Here is a 19,728-nt window from a genome sequence, read left to right as displayed (position 1 = left end):
CTGGCCCAGGCCCGCCCTGGGCCGCTAGACTCTGGTCGACCTTGTTACAGGAAGACCCCGTGAGCTCCAGCATCTTCTGGCACGACTACGAAACCACCGGCATCAACCCGCGCTGCGACCGCCCGTTGCAGATGGCCGGAGTGCGCACCGACCTTGATCTCAACGAGATCGAAGCGCCGATCAGCCTCTATTGCCGTCCCTCCGACGATATCCTGCCGCACCCGGCGGCCTGCCTGGTCACCGGCATCACCCCGCAGCAACTGGCCAGCCAGGGCTTGGGCGAAGCCGAGTTCATGACCCGGGTGCACCAGCAGTTGTCGCGCCCGGGCACCTGCGGCGCCGGCTACAACACCCTGCGCTTCGACGATGAAGTCACCCGCTACAGCCTCTATCGTAATTTCTTCGACCCGTATGCCCGCGAATGGCAGGGCGGCAACAGCCGCTGGGACCTGATCGATGTGGTGCGCACCGCCTATGCCCTGCGCCCGGAAGGCATCGAGTGGCCGCAGCAGGATGGACGTACCAGCCTGCGCCTGGAGCTGCTGAGCAAGGCCAACGGCCTGGATCACGGCCAGGCCCACGAAGCGCTTTCCGACGTACGGGCAACCATCGCCCTGGCGCGCCTGATTCGCCAGAAGCAGCCAAAGTTGTACGACTGGTTGTTCCAGTTACGCAGTAAGCACAAGGTCATGGAACAGATTCGTCTGTTGCAGCCATTGGTGCATGTTTCCGGGCGTTTCTCGGCCCAGCGCAACTATATCGGCGTGGTGCTGCCCTTGGCCTGGCACCCGCGTAATCGCAATGCATTGATTGTCTGCGACTTGCAACAGGATACCCGGCCCTTGCTCCAGGAAAGTGCAGAAGCCTTGCGCCAGCGGTTATACACGCGGCGTGAAGACATGGCCGAGGGCGAACTACCGGTGCCACTGAAGTTGGTGCACATCAACCGTTGCCCAGTGCTGGCCCCCTTATCGGTATTGCGCCCTAACGATCAGCAACGCCTGGACATCGACTTGCCGGCCTTGCAGTCAAGTGGCGAGCAGTTGGCAAATCAGCAGGCGCAATGGCAGGACAAGTTGGCGATCATCTTCCAGGAGGAAGGGTTCGCAGCGAATGAGGATCCCGAGCAGCAGTTGTATGATGGATTTATTGGCGACCGGGACAAGCGCCTGAGCGAGCAAGTGCGTGACACAGACCCAGGACTATTGGGCAAGCAGCACTGGATGTTCGACGACGCGCGGTTGCCGGAGTTGTTGTTCCGCTACCGCGCCCGCAACTTCATCGACACCCTGGATGAACAGGAGCGTGCCCGTTGGCATGGCTTCTGTCAGCAACGCCTGACCGATCCGGTGTATGGCGCGCCAACCACTGTCGGTGACTTCGAGCTGGCATGCCAGAGCAGTTGGGGCGAGGCCAGCGAAGCGGGGCGGCAGGTGCTGGCGGCCTGGTTGGAACATATCCGACAGCTGAAAATGAACTACCAACTGTGAAATAAGCAGACAAACAAAAACGCCGGCAAATGCCGGCGTTTTCATTGTGCAGCGATGTGCGATATCGCGGCTCAGTCGAGCAGGGTGGCCCAGCTCTCTACGACATCACCGCCCCACTTGGCTTTCCACTCTTTCAGGGTTTTGTGGTTGCCGCCCTTGGTTTCAATAACCTCGCCATTGTGCGGGTTCTTGTATTGCTTGACCTTGCGCGCACGCTTGGTGGCGGTGGTCTTGACGGCGGCACGTGGCGCCTTGCTCAGTTTGCTTTCCGGGTCGAGCAGGGCAATGACGTCACGCAGCGACTTGGAGTACTCACCCATCAGGGTGCGCAGCTTGCCTTCGAATTCCAGTTCTTGCTTCAGCTTGTCGTCTTGCGACAGGTTGGCCAGACGGGCCTGAAGTTCTTTGATCGCTTCTTCGGTGGCGCGGTATTCGTTGATCAGGGACATGGAGAGTTCCTTAATACGTTGACAGAGACAGTGCGGCCAATAATAGACAGGCGATACTCTCAAGTAAACAATTAAAAAGTCCTGCATCAATTAATAGCAGCGGCAGTATTCATCACGGCGAAGGTTAAGAAAAATTTACATAGCGCTCGGCCAATGGCCATTTCCTTGTGGGATGAAGGGAAAAGCGTTGTGGCTTTTGTTGCTCAAGGGCCGAGTAGCATCGGCGGGCAGATCATTACTGCGTTTTTCCTGGCAGCTCGCTAGAATGTGCGCCTTTGCGAAGTTCTGGAGTTTTTCCTCATGCGCACCTATCGATTGGTGATTGCCTGCCCCGACCGTGTCGGTATCGTGGCCAAGGTCAGTAATTTCCTGGCCCTCTACAATGGCTGGATCACCGAGGCCAGCCACCACTCCGACGAACAGAGCGGTTGGTTCTTCATGCGCCATGAGATCCGCGCCGAATCCCTGCCGTTCGGTATCGATGCGTTCCGCGAGGCCTTTGCGCCAATCGCCGAAGAGTTTTCCATGACCTGGCGGATCACCGATTCGGCACAGAAGAAGCGCGTGGTACTGATGGCCAGCCGCGAGTCGCACTGCCTGGCCGACTTGTTGCACCGTTGGCACACCGACGAACTCGATTGCGAAATCCCATGCGTGATTTCCAACCACAACGATCTGCGCAGCATGGTCGAGTGGCACGGCATTCCGTTCCACCACGTGCCGGTCGATCCGCAGGACAAGCAGCCGGCGTTTGCCGAAGTCTCGCGTCTGGTCGAGGAGTGCGGCGCCGATGCCGTGGTGCTGGCGCGCTACATGCAGATCCTGCCGCCACAGCTGTGCCAGGCATACGCCGAGAAAGTCATCAACATCCACCACAGCTTCCTGCCGTCGTTCGTCGGCGCCAAGCCTTACCACCAGGCGGCCCTGCGTGGCGTGAAGCTGATCGGCGCGACCTGCCACTACGTCACCGAAGAGCTGGACGCCGGCCCGATCATCGAGCAGGACGTGGTGCGTGTCAGCCATGCCGATAGCATCGAGGACATGGTCCGCTTCGGCCGTGACGTGGAGAAGATGGTCCTGGCCCGTGGCCTGCGCTACCACCTGGAAGACCGCGTGCTGGTGCACGGCAACAAGACCGTGGTGTTCAACTAAGGTTTGCGGGCGAGGGACAGCCATGGCGGCGCCTGGTGACAAGGCCGGTGCTTCATTGCCCGCCACCTTGGGCGAGGGCTGCCTGGCACGTTTCGACCCCAGCGCCTTGAGCGCCGAGGATGGTACCGAGTTTCCCGGTGCCGCCGAGCTCTGGGCCGTGCTCAACCCGCCTGGCGACGACGGCGCTGCAACAGCGGACGCGCCAGCAGGCAGACGAACACCGGCCCACCGGCGAACAGATAGAAGTAATAGGTAACCGCGCGCCAGATCAGGATCGCCGCGGCCGCCGTCGAACTCCCCACCAGCGGCGCCAACAAGGTCGCCGAAGTCAGCTCCGCCGCGCCGGCGCCGCCGGGCAGCAGGCTGAACTGCCCGGCGCTGAGCGCGAGCATCTGCACCAGGAAGCTCGGAATCCACGCCAGTTCCACGCCCAAGCCCTTCAACACCAGGTACAGCACGCTGTAGCGCAGGCACCAGTGTGCGCACGTGAGGGTGAAGACCAATGCCAAGGTGCGCTTGGGCAGGCGCCAGGTGTCGGCCAGGGCGCGGACGAAGCGCAGCAACTTGCGCGCCCAGCGTCGTCGGCGCGCCGGGGCCATGCCCAGGCGGCTCAGCAGGCGGCCGTTGCCGCGCATCAGCGCGCGCCGATAGCGCAGCAGCAGGGCAATGCCCGCCAGGGCCGCGCATAGCAGCACGGCGCTGCCCAGCAGCATGTGCCGCTGGCTGTGGCCGAGGCTGTGGAACAGGGCGTAACCGGCAATCGTCAGCATGGCGCAAAAGAAGAACACCAGGTCGTTCAACTGGTCCATGGCGAACACCGCGCCGCTGCGCGAGGGGGCGATGCGCTCGCGGGCCAGCAAGGCCATCAGCGTCAGCGGGCCGCCGCTACCACCGGGAGTGGTGCAGATGGCGAACTCGGTGGCCATGATCACCCCCAGGCTGCGCAGCCGCCCAACCTGCGCGGCCTGTTCGCCCAGCAGCAGGCGCAGGCGCAAGGCGTTGATGACCCAGCACAGCAGGATCATCCCCAACAACAAGGCCATCAGCCCGGGGGCGAAGGCTTGCAGGCGTGGCAGCAGTTCGCTGCCGCCTAGCAAGGCCGGGACCAGTACCGCCAGCAGCACGGCCAGGCCCAGCCAGCCCAGGCGGTTCACCGGGTGGCCTGGCGGGCCAGCCAGGTGGACTTGGTCAGCGGTTCGCGCCCCTCGGCCAGCAACTGCCGCAGGGTGTCCAGCCAGTAGTTGCGGGCGCTGGCGTGGCGCATGTCCACCGGGTGCAGGCCCAGGCGTAAGGTGGGGGCGTCGCGCCAGCGCCGGCATTGCCAGTCGCTGAGTGCTTTCGACAGGCCCCGGCGCCAGGCACTGCGGGCGCTCCAGACCAGGCCGGGGGCGCTGTAGGCGGTGAAGTCCGGCAGCCGATACAGGTGCTGCGGCGTGCTGGTGTAGCGCAGGGGCAACTGGCGCAGGGCCTGGCGGGTGCCGGCGCTCATCAGCCAGGCCGGGGCGACGAAGCCTGCGACCGGCCAGCCCTGCTGGCCGAACAACGCCAGCCCAGCCTCCAGCCGTTGCAAGGCCTGGGCTTGGTCCAGGCTGTAGAACTCTCCTTCGTGGGTATAGAGGCGGCGCATGAAGAACTCGCCCGGCCCGCGTGGCGGCGGGCCGTCGTCGGCGTGGTAGTAGCCATGCAGGGCCAGCTCGTCGCCACAGGCCAGGCGTCGTTCGAGCAAGCGGCAAAAGGTCGGTGAGCGGGTCAGCGCATTGCGGTGATGAAAGTCCGGCACGACCAGCCAGGTCATGGGCACGTTGCCAAGTTCGTCGATGGCCTGGACGAACGGCTGGTAGTCCGGCCAGGTTTCCGGCGCGACGTCGTGCAGCACCAGCATCAGGCTGCGCGCGCTGCCCGGCTGCTCAGCCATGGGCACGCACCTGGGGCTGATGCCCCAGCACGGCGCGGTAGTGATGCAGCAGGCCGTTGACCACCGCGTCCCAGCTGTAATGGTGCTCGGCATGCCGACGAGCCTGGGCGCCCAGCGTCCGCACCCCGGCCTCGAACACCTCGCGCACGGCGTTGGCCATGGCTGGGCCATCGTTGGCTGGGCACAGGCGGCCGCACTGGTCGTTGACTATTTCGCTGAATGCACCGGCGTGCACGGCTACTACCGGGGTGGCGCTGGCCATGGCCTCGAGGATGACCAGGCCGAAGGTTTCCTGGTCGCCGGCATGCACCAGCAGATCGGCGCTGGCCAGCAGCCGGGCGACCTCGTGCGCTGGGCAGAAGTGGTCGATTACGCTGACGTTGGCCGGCACGCTGGCGGGCATGTTCGAGCCTACCAGCAACAGGTGGTAGTGCGCCCCCAGGGCGCGCATGCAGTCGAGCAGCACCGGCAGGTTCTTTTCCCGCGAGCCGCGCCCGGCGAACACCAGCAGGCGGCTGGTGTCGGCGATGCCCAATGCGGCGCGCAGGCCGGGGTCGCGGCGATCCGGGTGAAACAGCGCCAGGTCGACCCCCAGGCGCTGCACATGCACATCGTTGACGCCGAGCTGGCGCAGCTTGTCGGCCATCACCTGGCTGGGCGCCAGGACCCGGTCGAAGTTGCCGTAGAGCTTGCTGACATAGGCCTCGACGTTGGGCGTGAACCAGTTGCCCATGCGGTTGCTGACCAGCAAAGGCAGGTCGGAGTGGTAAAAGCCGATCACCGGCACGTCGAGCTGGCGCCGGGCCTCGAGGGCGGCCCAGGCGGTGAGGTAGGGGTCGCCGACCTCGATCAGCTCGGGCTGCAGGCGGCGCAGCACCTGGCACCAGGGGGCCAGGCGCAGGGGGAAGCGGTAACCGTTGCCGAACGGCAGTGGCGGGGCGGGAACCTGGTAGACACCATCGGCATGGCCGGCGTTGGCGCCGGGGATCAGCAGGCTGTGGCGTACGCCGGGCATGGCGTCGAGGCGGCGGTGTTTGGCATCAAGATAGGTCCGTACGCCGCCGCTGGCCGGGGCGTAGAACATGGTGATGTCGGCGATGTGCACGATCAGCATCCCTCCGGGATCGTCCTCGGGTGTGTCATCTGGCGATGACGCGCCTAAAGGTTGACCTTATTGAAGGATAGTTTGTTCGATCGTGTTTCGAGGCGCGCTGTAGCCGCCAACCAGGCTGGCGGCTACAGCGCGGGAGGGCGCAAGGTCAGATGCGGAAACTGCCGACCAGGTGCTTGAGGCGGCCGGCCTGCTGCTCGAGGTCCGAGCAGGCGCGCAGGGTGGCCTGCAGGTTCTCGACGCCCTCCTGGTTGAGCATGTTGATCTCGTTGATGTCCATGTTGATCGAGTCGACCACGGCGGTCTGCTCCTCGGTAGCGGTGGCCACCGACTGGTTCATGCCGTCGATCTCGCCGATACGCTGGGTCACGCTGCCCAAGCGTTCACCAGCCTGGTTGGCGATGTCCATGCTGTCCTGGCTGTGGCGCTGGCTCTGGCCCATGGTGTCGACCGACTCGCGGGCGCCGACCTGCAGCTCCTCGATCATGGTCTGCACCTGTTGCGCCGACTCCTGGGTGCGGTGGGCCAGGTTGCGCACCTCATCGGCGACCACGGCGAAGCCACGCCCGGCCTCGCCGGCGCGGGCGGCTTCGATGGCGGCGTTGAGCGCCAGCAGGTTGGTCTGCTGGGAGATGCTGGTGATTACTTCGAGGATCTGACCGATGTTGACGGTCTTGTTGTTCAGCGTCTCGATGTGCTCGCTGGAGGTGACGATCAGGTCCGACAGGCGGTTCATCGCATCGATGTTGCGCTGCACCACCTGCTGGCCTTCCTCGGCCAGCAGGCGCGCGGAGCTGGCGTGCTGCGAGGCCTGGGCCGCGTTACCGGCGATTTCCTGGGCGGCGGCGCCGAGTTGGTTGATGGCGGCGGCGACGCTGTTGGTGCGGTTGGACTGCTCGTCGGAGTTGGCCATCGACGAGTTGGAGGCGCTGATCACCCGCAGGGCCACTTCGTTGACCTGCTCGGTGGCCGAGGACACTTCGCGGATCGAGCCATGGATACGCTCGACGAAGCGGTTGAAGGCAGTGCCGAGGATGCCGAATTCGTCGTGGTTGTGGATTTCCAGGCGGCGGGTCAGGTCGCCTTCGCCTTCGGCGATGTTGCTCATGGCGCGGGTCATGGTGTGCAGCGGTTGCATCAGTACGCGGATCAGCAGGCCGAGCAGGGCGATGATGATCACCACCGCCACCAGGGTGGCGATCACCGCCGAGGTGCGGAAGGTGCTGAGCATCGAGAAGGCCTTGTCCTTGTCCACCGACAGGCCGATGTACCAGTTGGCCGAGGGCAGGCCCTTGACCGGGGTGAAGGTCAGCAGGCGGGTCTGGCCGTTCAGCTCGATCTCGGTCAGGTCGCGGGACAGCCTTGGGGTGTTCTGTGGGAACAGGTCCGACAGCGACTTCATCACCAGGTTCTTGTCCGGGTGCACCAGGATCTTGCCCTGGTCGTTGACCAGGAAGGCATAGCCCATGCCACCGAAATTCAGCGAGTTGATGATATCCACCAGGCCGTCGAGGGCCAGGTCGCCGCCGACCACGCCGACCGAGCGCGAGGCGGTGCTGATGATCGAGATGACCATCTTGTTGGTGGCCATGTCGATATACGGCTCGGTGAGGATCGGGCCGCTGGCGTTCAGGCCATCCTTGTACCAGGGGCGCACGCGCGGGTCGTAGCCGTCGGGCATCTTGGTGTCCGGGCGTACGGTGAAGGTGCCGTCGGGCTGGCCCAGGTAGATGGTCAGGAAGCTTGAGGTCAGGGCATTCTGGCCCAGCAGGGTGCCGGTGTTCTGCGGGAACTGGGCCAGGTTCTGCGCCACGTTCTCGACCAGTTTGATGCGGCCTTCGAACAGGTTGCGGATGTTGGTAGAGGTGGAGTCGCCCATCTCGGCAAGGTAGTTCTCCAGATCCTCGCGAATGGCGTTACGCTGGAGATAGTCGTTGTACAGGGTGAACAGGCTGAAGGCGAGGATCACGATCAGTGATGCCGCCATGAGAATCTTGTGGCTGAAACGAAGGCTTTTATTCATGACGTGAGGCGTCCGCTAAGGTTTTGTTATCGGGTCGTTCGCACAAAGCACGGCTGGAAAACAGTGCAACATTTCCCGGGGTCCTTGTCGGGGTTGTTACTGTCTTTCTAGGAGAATCATTTCGAAATATCGGCACATATGTGACAGAACTTGAGCAGGGGAAGGATGAAGATGTCAGATTCTTCGCAAATGGTTGTAGGAGCAGGCCCTGATGGCCAACCGGTAACCCAGGCCATGCGCCTGGCCAACCGCCACGGCCTGGTGGCGGGGGCGACCGGTACCGGCAAGACCGTCACCTTGCAGCACCTGGCCGAGCTGTTCAGCGATGCCGGCGTCGCGGTCTTCGCCGCCGACGTCAAGGGCGACCTGTGCGGCCTGGGGGCGGCCGGCGCGCCCCAAGGCAAGGTGGCCGAGCGTATTGCCGGCATGCCCTGGCTGAACTATCGGCCCCAGGCCTATCCGGTCAGTTTGTGGGATGTCGCCGGGCAGACCGGGCACCCGCTGCGCACCACCCTGAGCGAGATGGGCCCGCTGTTGCTGGGCAACCTGTTGGAGCTGACCGACAGCCAGCAGGCGGCGTTGTACGCCGCGTTCAAGGTGGCTGACCGCGAAGGCCTGCTGCTGCTTGACTTGAAAGACCTCAAGGCCTTGCTCGCCCACCTCAAGGACAATCCGCAGTTGCTCGGCGAGGACAGCGCGCTGATGACCAGCGCGTCGACTCAGGCCTTGCTGCGCCGCCTGGCGACCCTGGAGCAGCAAGGCGCCGAGGCGCTGTTCGGCGAGCCAGCGCTGCAGCTCGAAGACCTGCTGCGCCTGGATGGCGATGGCCGCGGGCGTATCCACCTGCTCGACGCCAGTCGCCTGGTGCACGATGCACCCAAGGTCTACGCGACCTTCCTGCTCTGGCTGCTGGCCGAGCTGTTCGAGCAACTGCCCGAGCGGGGCGACGCCGACAAACCGGTGTTGGCGCTGTTCTTCGACGAGGCGCACCTGCTGTTCAACGGCACGCCCAAGGCCCTGCAGGATCGCCTGGAGCAGGTGGTGCGGCTGATCCGTTCCAAGGGTGTGGGGGTGTACTTCGTCACCCAGTCGCCGGGCGATCTGCCGGATGCGGTGCTGGCGCAGTTGGGCTTGCGCATTCAACATGGCTTGCGCGCGTTCACTGCCAAGGAGCAGAAGTCGCTGCGCGCCGTGGCCGATGGTTTCCGACCGAACCCGGCGTTCGACAGTCTGGCGGTGCTCACCGAGCTGGGCATCGGCGAGGCGCTGGTCGGCACCCTGGAAGAAAAGGGCACACCGGCCATGGTCCAGCGCGTGCTGATCGCGCCGCCGCAGTCACGCATCGGGCCGTTGAGCGCGGCCGAGCGCAGTGCGTTGATCGCTGCATCTCCCCTGGCTGGGCGCTATGACAAGCCGATCGATCGCGAGTCGGCCTACGAGCTGCTGACCCAGCGCAAAGGCGAGCCGGTGGAGCCGGCACCGCAGCCCAAGGCTGACGAGGATAGCTTTGCCGACAAAGCCGGCGAGTTCCTGCAGAGTGCCGCCGGGCAGGCGATCAAGTCGGCGGTGCGCCAGGCGGCCAACCAGTTGGGCCGGCAGTTGGTGCGTGGGCTGATGGGGTCGTTGCTAGGAGGCAAGAAGCGCTAGGCCGTATGCCAAGTCCGTTCCATGCGCACTTCCTGTAGGAGCCAGCCTTGCTGGCGAACCATGCGACAGAGGGGTGGGCACTGGCTGCGCCGGTATTGGCGGCTAAAGCCACTCCCACAGGGCACTGGATCGAGCAATCCACGCAGGTGCGCCAGGCGCCAGCGCAGCCTGGATGAACGAAAAAGGCGCCCGAAGGCGCCTTTTTCCACTGCGGTGTCACTCAGCCAATGGCCTTGGACGCCAGCCAGAACAGGCCGGCCGCCAGGCCCATCGACGCCGGCAGGGTCAGGACCCAGGCCAGCAGGATGGTCTTCACGGTGCCACCTTGCAGGCCGCTCTTGTTGGCGACCATGGTGCCGGCCACGCCTGACGACAGGACGTGGGTGGTGGACACCGGCAGGCTGAAGATGTTGGCCATGCCGATGGCGCAGGCCGCGGTGATCTGCGCCGACATGCCTTGGGCATAGGTCATGCCCTGCTTGCCGATTTTTTCACCGACGGTCAGCACCACACGCTTCCAGCCGACCATGGTGCCCAGGCCCAGGGCCAGGGCGACGGCCACGATCACCCAGAACGGGGCATATTCGGTGGTGGCGGTCAGGTCCTTGCGCAGTTTCTCCAGGTCGGCCTTTTCACGGGCTTCCAGGCCTGGCAGCTTGCCGACCTTCTTCGCCGTGTCGTCCAGGCAGAGCAGGTAGCGGCGCACTTCGACACGTTTGTCGGCGCTCAGGTCGCGGTAGTCGGTCACGCCAGCCAGCGACGATTGCAGCGCGGCAATGGTCGGTTCGGTTTGCTGCGGATTGCAGCTGAACTGCTCTGGCAGGTCGGTCGACTGGGCCTTGCCCAGGGCCAGGAACTCGCCAAGGGTGGCGGCGTTGCGCTGGTAGAACTGGCTCATGTGCAAGGTGGCGTCGCGGGTTCGCTCGATCTGGTAGGTGGTGCTGTTCAGGTCGAGAACGAACTTGGCCGGGACGATACCGATCAGTACCAGCATGATCAGGCCGATGCCTTTCTGGCCGTCGTTGGAGCCGTGCACGAAGCTCACGCCCATGGCCGAGATCACCAGCACCAGGCGGTTCCAGAACGGAGGGTGCTTCTTGTCGTCGAGCTTGCGGCGCTGGTCCGGGGTCTTGTGCATCTTCGACAGCGGACGCCACCATTTCAGGCCGAGCAGCACCAGTGCGGCGACGGCGAAGCCGGCCATGGGCGAGACCACCAGCGACAGGGCGATGTCGATCGCCTTCTGCCAGTTGACGCCGTCACCCAGGGGAATGTCGCTGAGCACGGCATTGGCCAGGCCCACGCCGAGGATCGAACCGATCAGGGTGTGCGAGCTGGAGGCCGGGATGCCGAAGTACCAGGTGCCCAGGTTCCAGGTGATGGCCGCGGCCAGCAGCGAGAAGACCATGGCCAGGCCGTGCCCGGTGTTCACATTGATCAGCAGTTCCACCGGCAGCAGGTGGACGATGGCATAGGCCACCCCGACGCCGCCCAGCAGGACACCGAGGAAGTTGAACACACCGGAGAAGAACACGGCCAGGTGTGGCGGCATGGCTTTGGTATAGATGACAGTGGCTACCGCGTTGGCGGTGTCATGAAAGCCATTGATGAACTCGAATGCGAGCACGAAGGTCAAAGCGAGCATCAGGCTCACGACGACCCAGGCATCCAGTCCGCTGAATAAATCGATCATGAAGGTTGTCTGGCGGTCTTAGGGGGGGCGGATTATGCCAGAAAACCATGGCAATCGATGCACCTGCCGCAGACCGATGGCTGCCGTGCATCTGGCCGTTGCCGCGCGAAAGCGCAATCGATGACGCAAAAAAATAGCCTTAAAATCGGCTAATTGTGTTTAAAATCAATTAATTGTAGAGAAATCTAAATATTGATCGCGCTTCAAACGCTTGTATGAAATTTGTGTAATTCCATTTCACCCAAGGCGATTTTGCAATGATGCCTCACGCCAAGGGCCCTTGGCCGATGGCGCGATGAGATCATCCGCGCTCACTGCTCGTCCTGGCGCAGGTCCTTTTCCATCTTCTCCAATTCCTGGGCGAAGGCCTGGTCGCGAATGCTGGCGCGTTTGCGCCAAGGTTTGCGTTCTGGCTCCGGTTGTGCGGCGTAGGTGGTGACTTCACCACCGTAAACATCCTTGTAACGTTCAGCCTGGCGCTCGAGTTCCGCGCGCAGTTCTTCTTTCGTCACAGTTGATACCTGAATAGGTTGAAGTGTGGCGCGGGCGAGCAAGTACACAATCAATGTGCGGGTATCGCGCCCGTGCGGATACATCGTTGTTGTGCGAGTGGCGTCGAAGGCAACTTCGCATGAGCGCCAGGGTTCGCTACCGGGCCTGCCACGTCTGATGCGTGTGCAAGCGAGGTGCAAGCAACGAAAGTCTGCGGGTTGGATCCGACTGGCAATTGTACGGCCCGCGAAGTCGATTATAGCAATCGGCAACTCTAAGGCTATCGTTCTTTACCAGGCCCTGACAGAAGTTATGAATAATTGACTATGAATATGTCTGTGCGCTACGACGAAAGTTCAAGCGCACAGCGCGAAAAGTTCGACATTTGGCTGGCATAAATGAAAACGGCCTCGCGGGTGGGCGAGGCCGTTGCCTGGGACTTCCGCGGTGGGTACCTGACCAGTCTCTCCAAAGAAGCCACACGTGGCATGGGGAAAGGTATAAGCAAAAGTGTCAGCGGTCAATTGCGATTATCGGCCGTTCGTTCGATAATCGCACAAGCTACCGTTTTTTTGAGGCAAGCCCCATGAGCGATGAAACCCCCGGCCCGGTGCCGAACGAGCCAGCGCGTAGCAGTGTGTCGGCCCTGGCGCCGCCGATCGTGGCCTCGGCGGCCAAACGTATCCAGGCATTCACCGGCGATCCGGATTTCATGACCTCCCTGGCCCGTGGCCTGGCGGTGATCCAGGCCTTCCAGGAGCGCAAACGCCACCTGACCATCGCCCAGATCAGCCACCGCACGGAAATCCCCCGGGCGGCGGTACGGCGTTGCCTGCACACGCTGATGAAGCTCGGCTATGCCACCACCGACGGTCGCACCTATTCGTTGCTGCCCAAGGTGCTGACCCTGGGGCATGCCTACCTGTCCTCGACTCCGTTGGCAGTTTCGGCGCAGCCATACTTGGACCGCATCAGCGACCAACTGCACGAGGCGGCCAACATGGCCACCCTGGAAGGCGACGACATCCTTTATATAGCGCGCTCGGCCACGGTGGAGCGGTTGATCTCGGTCGACCTGTCGGTAGGTGGGCGGTTACCGGCCTATTGCACGTCGATGGGGCGCATCTTGTTGGCGGCGCTGGACGATGCCAGCCTGCACGAGTACCTGGAGCGCGCCGACCTGAAGGCGCGGACCAGCCGCACGCTGCATGACGCGCCATCGCTGCTGGCCTGCATCCAGCAAGTGCGCGAGCAGGGCTGGTGCGTGGTCGACCAGGAGCTGGAGCAGGGACTGCGCTCGATTGCCGTGCCGATCTACGACGCCTCGGGGCAGGTGCTGGCGGCGTTGAATGTGAGTACCCATGTAGGAAGGGTCAGCCGTGGCGAGCTGGAGCAGCGGTTTTTGCCGATCCTGCTGGCAGCCAGCCGGGATCTGTGTCACCAGTTGTTTGGTTGAGCTGCAGGAGCCGGCCTCTACCGCGCTGCCTGGTTCGCCAGCAAGCTGGCTCCTACGGGGTGGGGTATGCCGCAAACGTGTAGGGGCCGGCTTGCCGGCGAACACCGGCATAGCCGGTGCCATCCACCGCGGCGCCTACCGCTAGTGCATCAACAAGATCCTGTGCGATAAACGCACAGTGTTGCCTGTAGCGAATTGCACAGCTTCAGCTTGCTGATTAATGTCTGTCGCACGGGTCGGCTGCGCCGACCGGACAATAACAACAGGCCCGAGGGCACCCTCCATGAATACGCTCCCTTCGTTGTCGCCGTTGCATTCCGGCTAACTCCTCGCCGCGCTATCCGTTGTCTCCTGTTGCTGTGCATGGCTCATGCGCAGTAGCGTGCCTGCGCCTACCTTCCGGATAACAATAATGAACAAACCGCAATCCGCCGTCGGCCACTGCCTCGACGTGCAGTCCTTGATCAATGCCCAGCCTTTGTCTGGCTACCAGTGGCGGGTGGTGATCCTGTGCTTCCTGGTCGTGTTCCTCGACGGCCTGGATACCGCCGCCATGGGCTTCATCGCCCCGGCGTTGTCCCAGGAGTGGGGGATCGACCGTGCCAGCCTGGGCCCGGTGATGAGCGCCGCGTTGATCGGCATGGTATTCGGCGCATTGGGCTCTGGCCCGCTGGCCGACCGCTTCGGGCGCAAGGGCGTGCTGGTGGGAGCGGTGCTGGTGTTCGGCGGGTTTAGCCTGGCCTCGGCTTATGCGAACAATGTCGAGCAGTTGCTGGTGCTGCGGTTTCTCACCGGGCTGGGCCTGGGGGCTGGCATGCCCAATGCCACCACGCTGCTGTCGGAGTACACCCCTGAGCGCCTCAAGTCGTTACTGGTGACCAGCATGTTCTGCGGTTTCAACCTGGGCATGGCCGGCGGCGGGTTCATTTCCGCCAAGTTGATCCCGGCCTACGGCTGGCACAGCCTGCTGGTGATCGGCGGCGTGTTGCCTTTGCTGCTGGCGTTGGTGTTGCTGGCCTGGCTGCCGGAGTCGGCGCGGTTCCTGGTGGTGCGCAACCGGGGCAGCGACAAGGTGCGCAAGACCCTGGCGCCGATCGCTCCGGCGTTGGTGGCCGAGGCGGCGAGCTTCAGCGTACCGGAGCAAAAGGCAGTGGCGGCGGGCAACGTGTTCGCGGTGATTTTCTCGGGTACCTATGGGCTTGGCACCCTGCTGCTGTGGCTGACCTACTTCATGGGCCTGGTGATCGTCTACCTGCTGACCAGCTGGCTACCGACGCTGATGCGCGACAGTGGCGCCAGCATGGAGCAGGCAGCATTCATCGGCGCGCTGTTCCAGTTCGGTGGCGTGCTCAGCGCGGTGGCGGTGGGCTGGGCGATGGACCGCTTCAATCCGCACAAGGTGATCGGCATTTTCTACTTGCTGGCAGGTGTGTTTGCCTACGCCGTTGGACAGAGCCTGGGCAACATCACCTTGCTGGCGACCCTGGTGCTGGTCGCCGGCATGTGCGTGAACGGCGCGCAATCGGCCATGCCCTCGCTGGCGGCGCGCTTCTATCCGACCCAAGGCCGTGCCACAGGCGTTTCCTGGATGCTCGGGATCGGTCGCTTCGGCGCGATTCTCGGCGCCTGGAGTGGGGCTACGCTGCTGGGGTTGGGGTGGAATTTCGAGCAGGTGCTGACGGCACTGCTGGTGCCAGCGGCATTGGCCGCGGTGGCTGTCGTGGTGAAAGGGTTGGTCAGCCACGCGGATGCGACCTGAGGTCTGGGTGGCTCGCTGCTGCAGGAGCGCATAAATAGCAGGGTAACAAATAGTTCGATAATCGCACAAAAGTGCGATTATCGGATTGAGATAACCCCCTCAGCCTCCTTAATCTGGGCCCATCGCAGCGATGTATCGGTCCGCTGCTCACTGACCCGACTCGACCTGACCAGGAGTCTCCAATGGCAGCAATCCTCTCGCTTCACGAGGCCGTGAAGCAGTTCATCCAGGATGGCGACAGTGTCGCCCTCGAAGGTTTCACCCACCTGATCCCGACCGCCGCCGGCCACGAGATCATCCGCCAGGGCAAGCGCGACCTGACCCTGGTGCGCATGACCCCGGACCTGATCTACGACCAACTGATCGGCGCCGGTTGCGCGCGCAAATTGATCTTCTCCTGGGGCGGCAACCCCGGCGTCGGTTCGCTGCACCGCCTGCGCGACGCGGTGGAGAAACAGTGGCCCCACGCCATCGAGATCGAGGAGCACAGCCACGCCGACCTGGCCAACGCCTATGTCGCCGGCGCCTCCGGTCTGCCGTTCGCGGTGCTGCGCGCCTACGCCGGCTCCGACCTGCCGAAGGTCAACCCGCTGATCAAGTCCGTTACTTGCCCGTTCACCGGCGAGGTGCTCGCCGCCGTGCCGTCGGTGCGTCCGGACGTCACCGTGATCCATGCGCAGAAGGCCGACCGCAAGGGCAACGTATTGCTGTGGGGCATCCTCGGCGTGCAGAAGGAAGCGGCGCTGGCAGCCAAGCGCTGCATTGTCACCGTCGAGGAGATCGTCGATGACCTGCAGGCACCGATGAATGCCTGTGTACTGCCGACCTGGGCCCTTAGCGCGGTGTGCCTGGTGCCCGGCGGCGCCCACCCGTCCTACGCCCATGGCTACTACGAGCGCGACAACCGCTTCTACCAGGCCTGGGACCCGATTGCCCGCAACCGTGAGTCGTTCACTGCCTGGATCGATACCTATATCCGTGGCACCGCCGACTTCACTGAATTCCAGGCCAGGCTGGCCAGCACCGCGGAGGCCGCGCAATGAGCTACTCCACTTCCGAAATGATGACCGTCGCCGCCGCCCGTCGCCTGCGCAACGGCGCTGTCTGCTTCGTTGGTATCGGCCTGCCGTCCAAGGCCGCCAACCTGGCGCGCCTGACCTCGTCGCCCGACGTGGTGCTGATCTACGAGTCCGGCCCGATCGGTGCCAAACCCAGCGTGCTACCGCTGTCCATCGGTGACGGCGAGCTGGCCGAGAGCGCCGACACCGTGGTGCCGACCGGCGAGATCTTCCGCTACTGGCTGCAAGGCGGGCGCATCGACGTCGGCTTTCTCGGCGCCGCCCAGGTCGACCGTTTCGGCAATATCAACACCACCGTGGTCGGTGACTACCACGCACCGAAGACCCGTCTGCCGGGTGCAGGCGGCGCGCCGGAGATCGCCGGTTCGGCAAAACAGGTGCTGATCATCCTCAAGCAGTCGCCGCGGGCCTTCGTCGATAAGCTCGACTTCATCACCTCGGTCGGCCATGGTGAAGGCGGCGATTCGCGCCAGCGCCTGGGCCTGCCGGGTGAGGGGCCGGTCGGCATCATTACCGACCTGTGCATCATGGAGCCGGAGGCAGGTACCCACGAGTTCGTGGTCACCTCGATCCACCCAGGAGTGACCCGCGAGCAGATCATCAACGCCACTGGCTGGGCGATCCGCTTTGCCGAGGAGGTGCAGCAAACCGCGGCACCAAGCGAGGTAGAGCTGTCCGCTTTGCGCGATCTCGAAGCGCGTACCGCCGCCGCCCATGGCCAGACGGCAGGAGAAGCCTGATGCGTGACGTCTTCATCTGCGACGCTGTTCGTACCCCTATCGGCCGTTTCGGCGGGGCCCTGGCCGGCGTGCGCGCCGACGACCTGGCGGCAGTGCCGCTCAAGGCATTGATCGAGCGTAACCCGGGTGTGCAATGGGACCGGCTCGACGAAGTGTTCTTCGGCTGCGCCAACCAGGCTGGCGAGGACAACCGTAACGTGGCGCGCATGGCGCTGTTGCTGGCCGGCTTGCCACACAGCGTCCCGGGCGTGACCCTCAACCGCCTGTGCGCCTCGGGCATGGATGCCGTCGGCAGCGCCTTCCGGGCCATCGCCAGCGGCGAGATGGAGCTGGCCATTGCCGGTGGCGTCGAGTCGATGTCCCGCGCGCCGTTCGTGATGGGCAAGGCCGAGAGCGGCTACTCGCGCAACATGAAGCTCGAGGACACCACCATCGGCTGGCGCTTCGTCAATCCGTTGATGAATGCCCAGTTCGGTGTGGACTCGATGCCCGAGACCGCCGACAACGTCGCCGATGATTACCAGGTGTCGCGTGCCGACCAGGATGCCTTCGCCCTGCGCAGCCAGCAGAAGGCTGCCGCCGCGCAGGCCGCCGGCTTTTTCGCCGAGGAAATCGTGCCGGTGCGTATCCAGCACCGCAAGGGTGAGACGGTGGTCGAGCACGACGAACATCTGCGCCCGCAGACCACGCTGGAGGCCCTGGCCAAGCTCAAGCCGGTCAACGGCCCGGACAAGACCGTTACCGCTGGCAACGCCTCGGGTGTCAACGACGGTGCCGCCGCGTTGATTCTGGCGTCGGCCGAGGCGGTGAAGATGCACGGTCTGACCCCACGTGCCCGGGTACTGGGCATGGCCAGCGCCGGTGTGGCGCCACGGGTGATGGGCATCGGCCCGCTACCCGCGGTGCGCAAGCTGACCGAGCGCCTTGGCATTGCCGTGGCCGACTTCGATGTCATCGAGCTCAATGAAGCCTTTGCCAGCCAGGGCCTGGCGGTGTTGCGCGAGCTGGGTGTGGCGGACGATGCGCCGCAGGTGAACCCCAACGGTGGCGCCATCGCCCTGGGACATCCGCTGGGCATGAGTGGTGCGCGGTTGGTGCTGACGGCGTTGCACCAGTTGGAGAAGAGTGGCGGGCGCAAAGGCCTGGCGACCATGTGTGTGGGGGTTGGGCAGGGGTTGGCATTGGCCATCGAGCGGGTCTGATCCGCAGCACAGCACTTGTGTGTAGGAGCGGCCTCGTGTCGCGAAAGGGGGGCGAAGCACCCCCAGGATCTTTGCACCACCTTTATATCGCTGGGGCTGCTTTGCAGCCCTTTCGCGACACGAGGCCGCTCCTACAGACAAGGCGCAGCGTGATCCCGATAGCGGAACGAGTGTGTAACCAGGTATGTCTAGAATTACCTGTGACCCTCCAGGAGTAAACGCACCATGACCTCAACCTATTACACCGGCGAAGAACGCAGTAAACGCATCTTCGCCATCGTCGGTGCCTCGTCGGGCAACCTGGTGGAATGGTTCGACTTTTATGTCTACGCCTTCTGCGCCATCTACTTCGCCCCGGCCTTCTTCCCCTCCGACGACCCCACGGTGCAGTTGCTCAACACCGCCGGCGTGTTCGCCGCGGGCTTTCTGATGCGCCCTATCGGCGGCTGGATCTTCGGCCGCCTGGCCGACCGTCACGGGCGCAAGAACTCGCTGATGATCTCGGTGCTGATGATGTGCGGCGGCTCGCTGATCATCGCCTGCCTGCCCACCTACGCCAGCATCGGCGCCTGGGCGCCGGCCTTGCTGCTGCTGGCGCGGCTGATCCAGGGCCTGTCGGTGGGCGGTGAGTACGGCACCACGGCCACCTACATGAGCGAAGTGGCGCTGCGTGGGCAACGCGGTTTCTTTGCCTCGTTCCAGTACGTCACCCTGATCGGCGGCCAGTTGCTGGCGGTGCTGGTGGTGGTGATCCTGCAGCAACTGCTCAGCGAGGATGAACTGCGCGCCTATGGCTGGCGCATCCCGTTCGTGGTCGGTGCCATTGCCGCGTTGATCTCGCTGATGCTGCGCCGTTCGCTGAAGGAGACCAGCAGCGCCGAGACCCGCCAGGACAAGGATGCCGGTACCATCAGCGGGCTGTTTCGCAATCATGCCGCGGCTTTCGTCACTGTGCTGGGCTATACCGCCGGTGGTTCGCTGATCTTCTATACCTTCACCACCTACATGCAGAAGTACCTGGTCAACACCGCCGGCATGAACGCCAAGAGCGCCAGTTTCGTCATGACCGGCGCGTTGTTCCTGTTCATGATCCTGCAGCCGCTGTTCGGCATGCTCTCCGACCGCATCGGTCGGCGTAATTCGATGCTGCTGTTCGGCGCCCTGGGGACGCTCTTCACCGTCCCCTTGCTGATGGCGCTGAAGACCGTGACCAGCCCGTTCATGGCCTTCGTGCTGGTGACCCTGGCCTTGTGCATCGTCAGCTTCTACACCTCCATCAGCGGCCTGGTGAAGGCCGAGATGTTCCCGCCACAGGTTCGCGCATTGGGCGTGGGGCTGGCCTACGCCGTGGCCAACGCGGTGTTCGGCGGCTCGGCCGAGTACGTGGCACTGGGCTTGAAAACCTTGGGCATGGAGAACACCTTCTACTGGTACGTGACCGCCATGATGGCGGTGGCTTTCCTGTTCAGCCTGCGCCTGCCAAAGCAGGCGGCGTACCTGCACCACGATCACTAAGGACG

17 protein-coding genes and 1 pseudogene are annotated in these 19,728 nt (G+C 63.9%); 10 read left to right on the top strand and 8 right to left on the bottom strand.

Features of this window, described 5'->3' with window-relative positions; translation table 11 throughout:
• The first annotated feature begins 59 nt into the window (after positions 1–59).
• Complete coding sequence (gene sbcB, locus E3U47_RS11170) at positions 60–1,490, top strand: exodeoxyribonuclease I (RefSeq protein ID WP_134691502.1); 1,431 nt, start codon at positions 60–62, stop codon at positions 1,488–1,490.
• Between the two features lie 71 nt (positions 1,491–1,561).
• Here sbcB and mvaT read toward each other — a convergent pair whose 3' ends face one another.
• Positions 1,562–1,939, bottom strand: coding sequence for a histone-like nucleoid-structuring protein MvaT (gene mvaT / locus E3U47_RS11165; RefSeq protein ID WP_134691501.1), 378 nt, complete (start codon positions 1,937–1,939; stop codon positions 1,562–1,564).
• A 300-nt stretch (positions 1,940–2,239) separates the two neighbouring features.
• Between mvaT and purU the strand changes: the two genes are divergently transcribed.
• On the top strand, positions 2,240–3,091 hold the full coding sequence (gene purU / locus E3U47_RS11160; protein WP_134691500.1) for a formyltetrahydrofolate deformylase: 852 nt from the start codon (positions 2,240–2,242) through the stop codon (positions 3,089–3,091).
• Positions 3,092–3,113: 22 nt separating this feature from the next.
• On the top strand, positions 3,114–3,347 hold the full coding sequence (locus E3U47_RS25215) for a hypothetical protein (RefSeq protein WP_134691499.1): 234 nt from the start codon (positions 3,114–3,116) through the stop codon (positions 3,345–3,347).
• Here E3U47_RS25215 and E3U47_RS11150 read toward each other — a convergent pair.
• The 5 genes and pseudogenes from E3U47_RS11150 to E3U47_RS25490 all read right to left on the bottom strand — a co-directional run.
• Positions 3,253–4,245 carry a lysylphosphatidylglycerol synthase transmembrane domain-containing protein gene (locus E3U47_RS11150; protein ID WP_134691498.1) on the bottom strand — a complete coding sequence of 331 codons (993 nt, stop codon included), beginning with the start codon at positions 4,243–4,245 and terminating at the stop codon, positions 3,253–3,255. The genes E3U47_RS25215 and E3U47_RS11150 overlap by 95 nt on opposite strands.
• Complete coding sequence (locus tag E3U47_RS11145; RefSeq protein WP_134691497.1) at positions 4,242–5,006, bottom strand: DUF2334 domain-containing protein; 765 nt, start codon at positions 5,004–5,006, stop codon at positions 4,242–4,244. Before E3U47_RS11145 ends, E3U47_RS11150 begins: the two co-directional genes overlap by 4 nt.
• Positions 4,999–6,120: a glycosyltransferase family 1 protein gene (locus E3U47_RS11140; protein ID WP_134691496.1), complete on the bottom strand. Its 1,122-nt coding sequence runs from the start codon at positions 6,118–6,120 to the stop codon at positions 4,999–5,001. Before E3U47_RS11140 ends, E3U47_RS11145 begins: the two co-directional genes overlap by 8 nt.
• 145 nt (positions 6,121–6,265) lie before the next feature.
• Positions 6,266–7,030, bottom strand: a complete 765-nt coding sequence (locus E3U47_RS25495; RefSeq protein ID WP_371041571.1) for a methyl-accepting chemotaxis protein — start codon at positions 7,028–7,030, stop codon at positions 6,266–6,268.
• A gap of 93 nt (positions 7,031–7,123) precedes the next feature.
• Positions 7,124–8,104, bottom strand: a pseudogene (locus E3U47_RS25490) (cache domain-containing protein); the annotation flags it as partial.
• Between the two features lie 207 nt (positions 8,105–8,311).
• On the opposite strand from E3U47_RS25490, the gene E3U47_RS11130 reads away from it, so the two are divergent.
• On the top strand, positions 8,312–9,787 hold the full coding sequence (locus tag E3U47_RS11130) for a helicase HerA-like domain-containing protein (protein WP_134691494.1): 1,476 nt from the start codon (positions 8,312–8,314) through the stop codon (positions 9,785–9,787).
• Positions 9,788–10,007: 220 nt separating this feature from the next.
• On the opposite strand, the gene E3U47_RS11125 is transcribed toward E3U47_RS11130, so the two are convergent.
• Both E3U47_RS11125 and E3U47_RS11120 read right to left on the bottom strand, forming a co-directional pair.
• Positions 10,008–11,480, bottom strand: a complete 1,473-nt coding sequence (locus E3U47_RS11125) for an inorganic phosphate transporter (protein ID WP_134691493.1) — start codon at positions 11,478–11,480, stop codon at positions 10,008–10,010.
• A 311-nt stretch (positions 11,481–11,791) separates the two neighbouring features.
• Positions 11,792–11,992, bottom strand: a complete 201-nt coding sequence (locus E3U47_RS11120; protein ID WP_134691492.1) for a hypothetical protein — start codon at positions 11,990–11,992, stop codon at positions 11,792–11,794.
• Positions 11,993–12,558: 566 nt separating this feature from the next.
• Here E3U47_RS11120 and pcaR point away from each other — a divergent pair.
• The 6 genes from pcaR to E3U47_RS11090 all read left to right on the top strand — a co-directional run bounded on the left by pcaR (position 12,559) and on the right by E3U47_RS11090 (position 19,723).
• Positions 12,559–13,428, top strand: coding sequence for a pca regulon transcriptional regulator PcaR (gene pcaR / locus E3U47_RS11115; protein WP_134691491.1), 870 nt, complete (start codon positions 12,559–12,561; stop codon positions 13,426–13,428).
• Positions 13,429–13,840: 412 nt separating this feature from the next.
• A complete protein-coding gene (locus tag E3U47_RS11110) occupies positions 13,841–15,187 on the top strand; it encodes an MFS transporter (protein WP_134691490.1) in 1,347 nt (448 codons plus the stop codon).
• Between the two features lie 182 nt (positions 15,188–15,369).
• Positions 15,370–16,230 carry a CoA transferase subunit A gene (locus E3U47_RS11105; protein WP_094010170.1) on the top strand — a complete coding sequence of 287 codons (861 nt, stop codon included), beginning with the start codon at positions 15,370–15,372 and terminating at the stop codon, positions 16,228–16,230.
• Entirely contained in the window at positions 16,227–17,006 is a 780-nt protein-coding gene (locus tag E3U47_RS11100; protein WP_134691489.1) for a CoA-transferase subunit beta, read from the top strand. The genes E3U47_RS11105 and E3U47_RS11100 overlap by 4 nt, the downstream gene beginning before the upstream one ends.
• A complete protein-coding gene (gene pcaF / locus E3U47_RS11095) occupies positions 17,003–18,208 on the top strand; it encodes a 3-oxoadipyl-CoA thiolase (RefSeq protein ID WP_177414220.1) in 1,206 nt (401 codons plus the stop codon). Before E3U47_RS11100 ends, pcaF begins: the two co-directional genes overlap by 4 nt.
• A 225-nt stretch (positions 18,209–18,433) precedes the next feature.
• Positions 18,434–19,723 carry an MFS family transporter gene (locus tag E3U47_RS11090; RefSeq protein ID WP_134691487.1) on the top strand — a complete coding sequence of 430 codons (1,290 nt, stop codon included), beginning with the start codon at positions 18,434–18,436 and terminating at the stop codon, positions 19,721–19,723.
• Positions 19,724–19,728: the final 5 nt, after the last annotated feature.

Source organism: Pseudomonas sp. RIT623 (assembly GCF_004519305.1).
Classification (GTDB): Bacteria; Pseudomonadota; Gammaproteobacteria; order Pseudomonadales; family Pseudomonadaceae; genus Aquipseudomonas.
This window is presented reverse-complemented; position numbering and strand designations above follow the sequence as displayed.

What these genes read in the sequence shown, in the direction of transcription:
- E3U47_RS11090 (WP_134691487.1), top strand. Translation starts at nt 18,434, where the DNA reads ATGACCTCAACCTATTACACCGGCGAAGAACGCAGTAAACGCATCTTC.
- mvaT (WP_134691501.1), bottom strand. Translation starts at nt 1,939, where the DNA reads ATGTCCCTGATCAACGAATACCGCGCCACCGAAGAAGCGATCAAAGAA.
- E3U47_RS25495 (WP_371041571.1), bottom strand. Translation starts at nt 7,030, where the DNA reads ATGGCCAACTCCGACGAGCAGTCCAACCGCACCAACAGCGTCGCCGCC.
- E3U47_RS11105 (WP_094010170.1), top strand. Translation starts at nt 15,370, where the DNA reads ATGGCAGCAATCCTCTCGCTTCACGAGGCCGTGAAGCAGTTCATCCAG.
- purU (WP_134691500.1), top strand. Translation starts at nt 2,240, where the DNA reads ATGCGCACCTATCGATTGGTGATTGCCTGCCCCGACCGTGTCGGTATC.
- E3U47_RS11145 (WP_134691497.1), bottom strand. Translation starts at nt 5,006, where the DNA reads ATGGCTGAGCAGCCGGGCAGCGCGCGCAGCCTGATGCTGGTGCTGCAC.
- pcaR (WP_134691491.1), top strand. Translation starts at nt 12,559, where the DNA reads ATGAGCGATGAAACCCCCGGCCCGGTGCCGAACGAGCCAGCGCGTAGC.
- E3U47_RS11125 (WP_134691493.1), bottom strand. Translation starts at nt 11,480, where the DNA reads ATGATCGATTTATTCAGCGGACTGGATGCCTGGGTCGTCGTGAGCCTG.
- E3U47_RS11100 (WP_134691489.1), top strand. Translation starts at nt 16,227, where the DNA reads ATGAGCTACTCCACTTCCGAAATGATGACCGTCGCCGCCGCCCGTCGC.
- E3U47_RS11130 (WP_134691494.1), top strand. Translation starts at nt 8,312, where the DNA reads ATGTCAGATTCTTCGCAAATGGTTGTAGGAGCAGGCCCTGATGGCCAA.
- E3U47_RS11110 (WP_134691490.1), top strand. Translation starts at nt 13,841, where the DNA reads ATGAACAAACCGCAATCCGCCGTCGGCCACTGCCTCGACGTGCAGTCC.
- E3U47_RS11140 (WP_134691496.1), bottom strand. Translation starts at nt 6,120, where the DNA reads ATGCTGATCGTGCACATCGCCGACATCACCATGTTCTACGCCCCGGCC.
- E3U47_RS25215 (WP_134691499.1), top strand. Translation starts at nt 3,114, where the DNA reads ATGGCGGCGCCTGGTGACAAGGCCGGTGCTTCATTGCCCGCCACCTTG.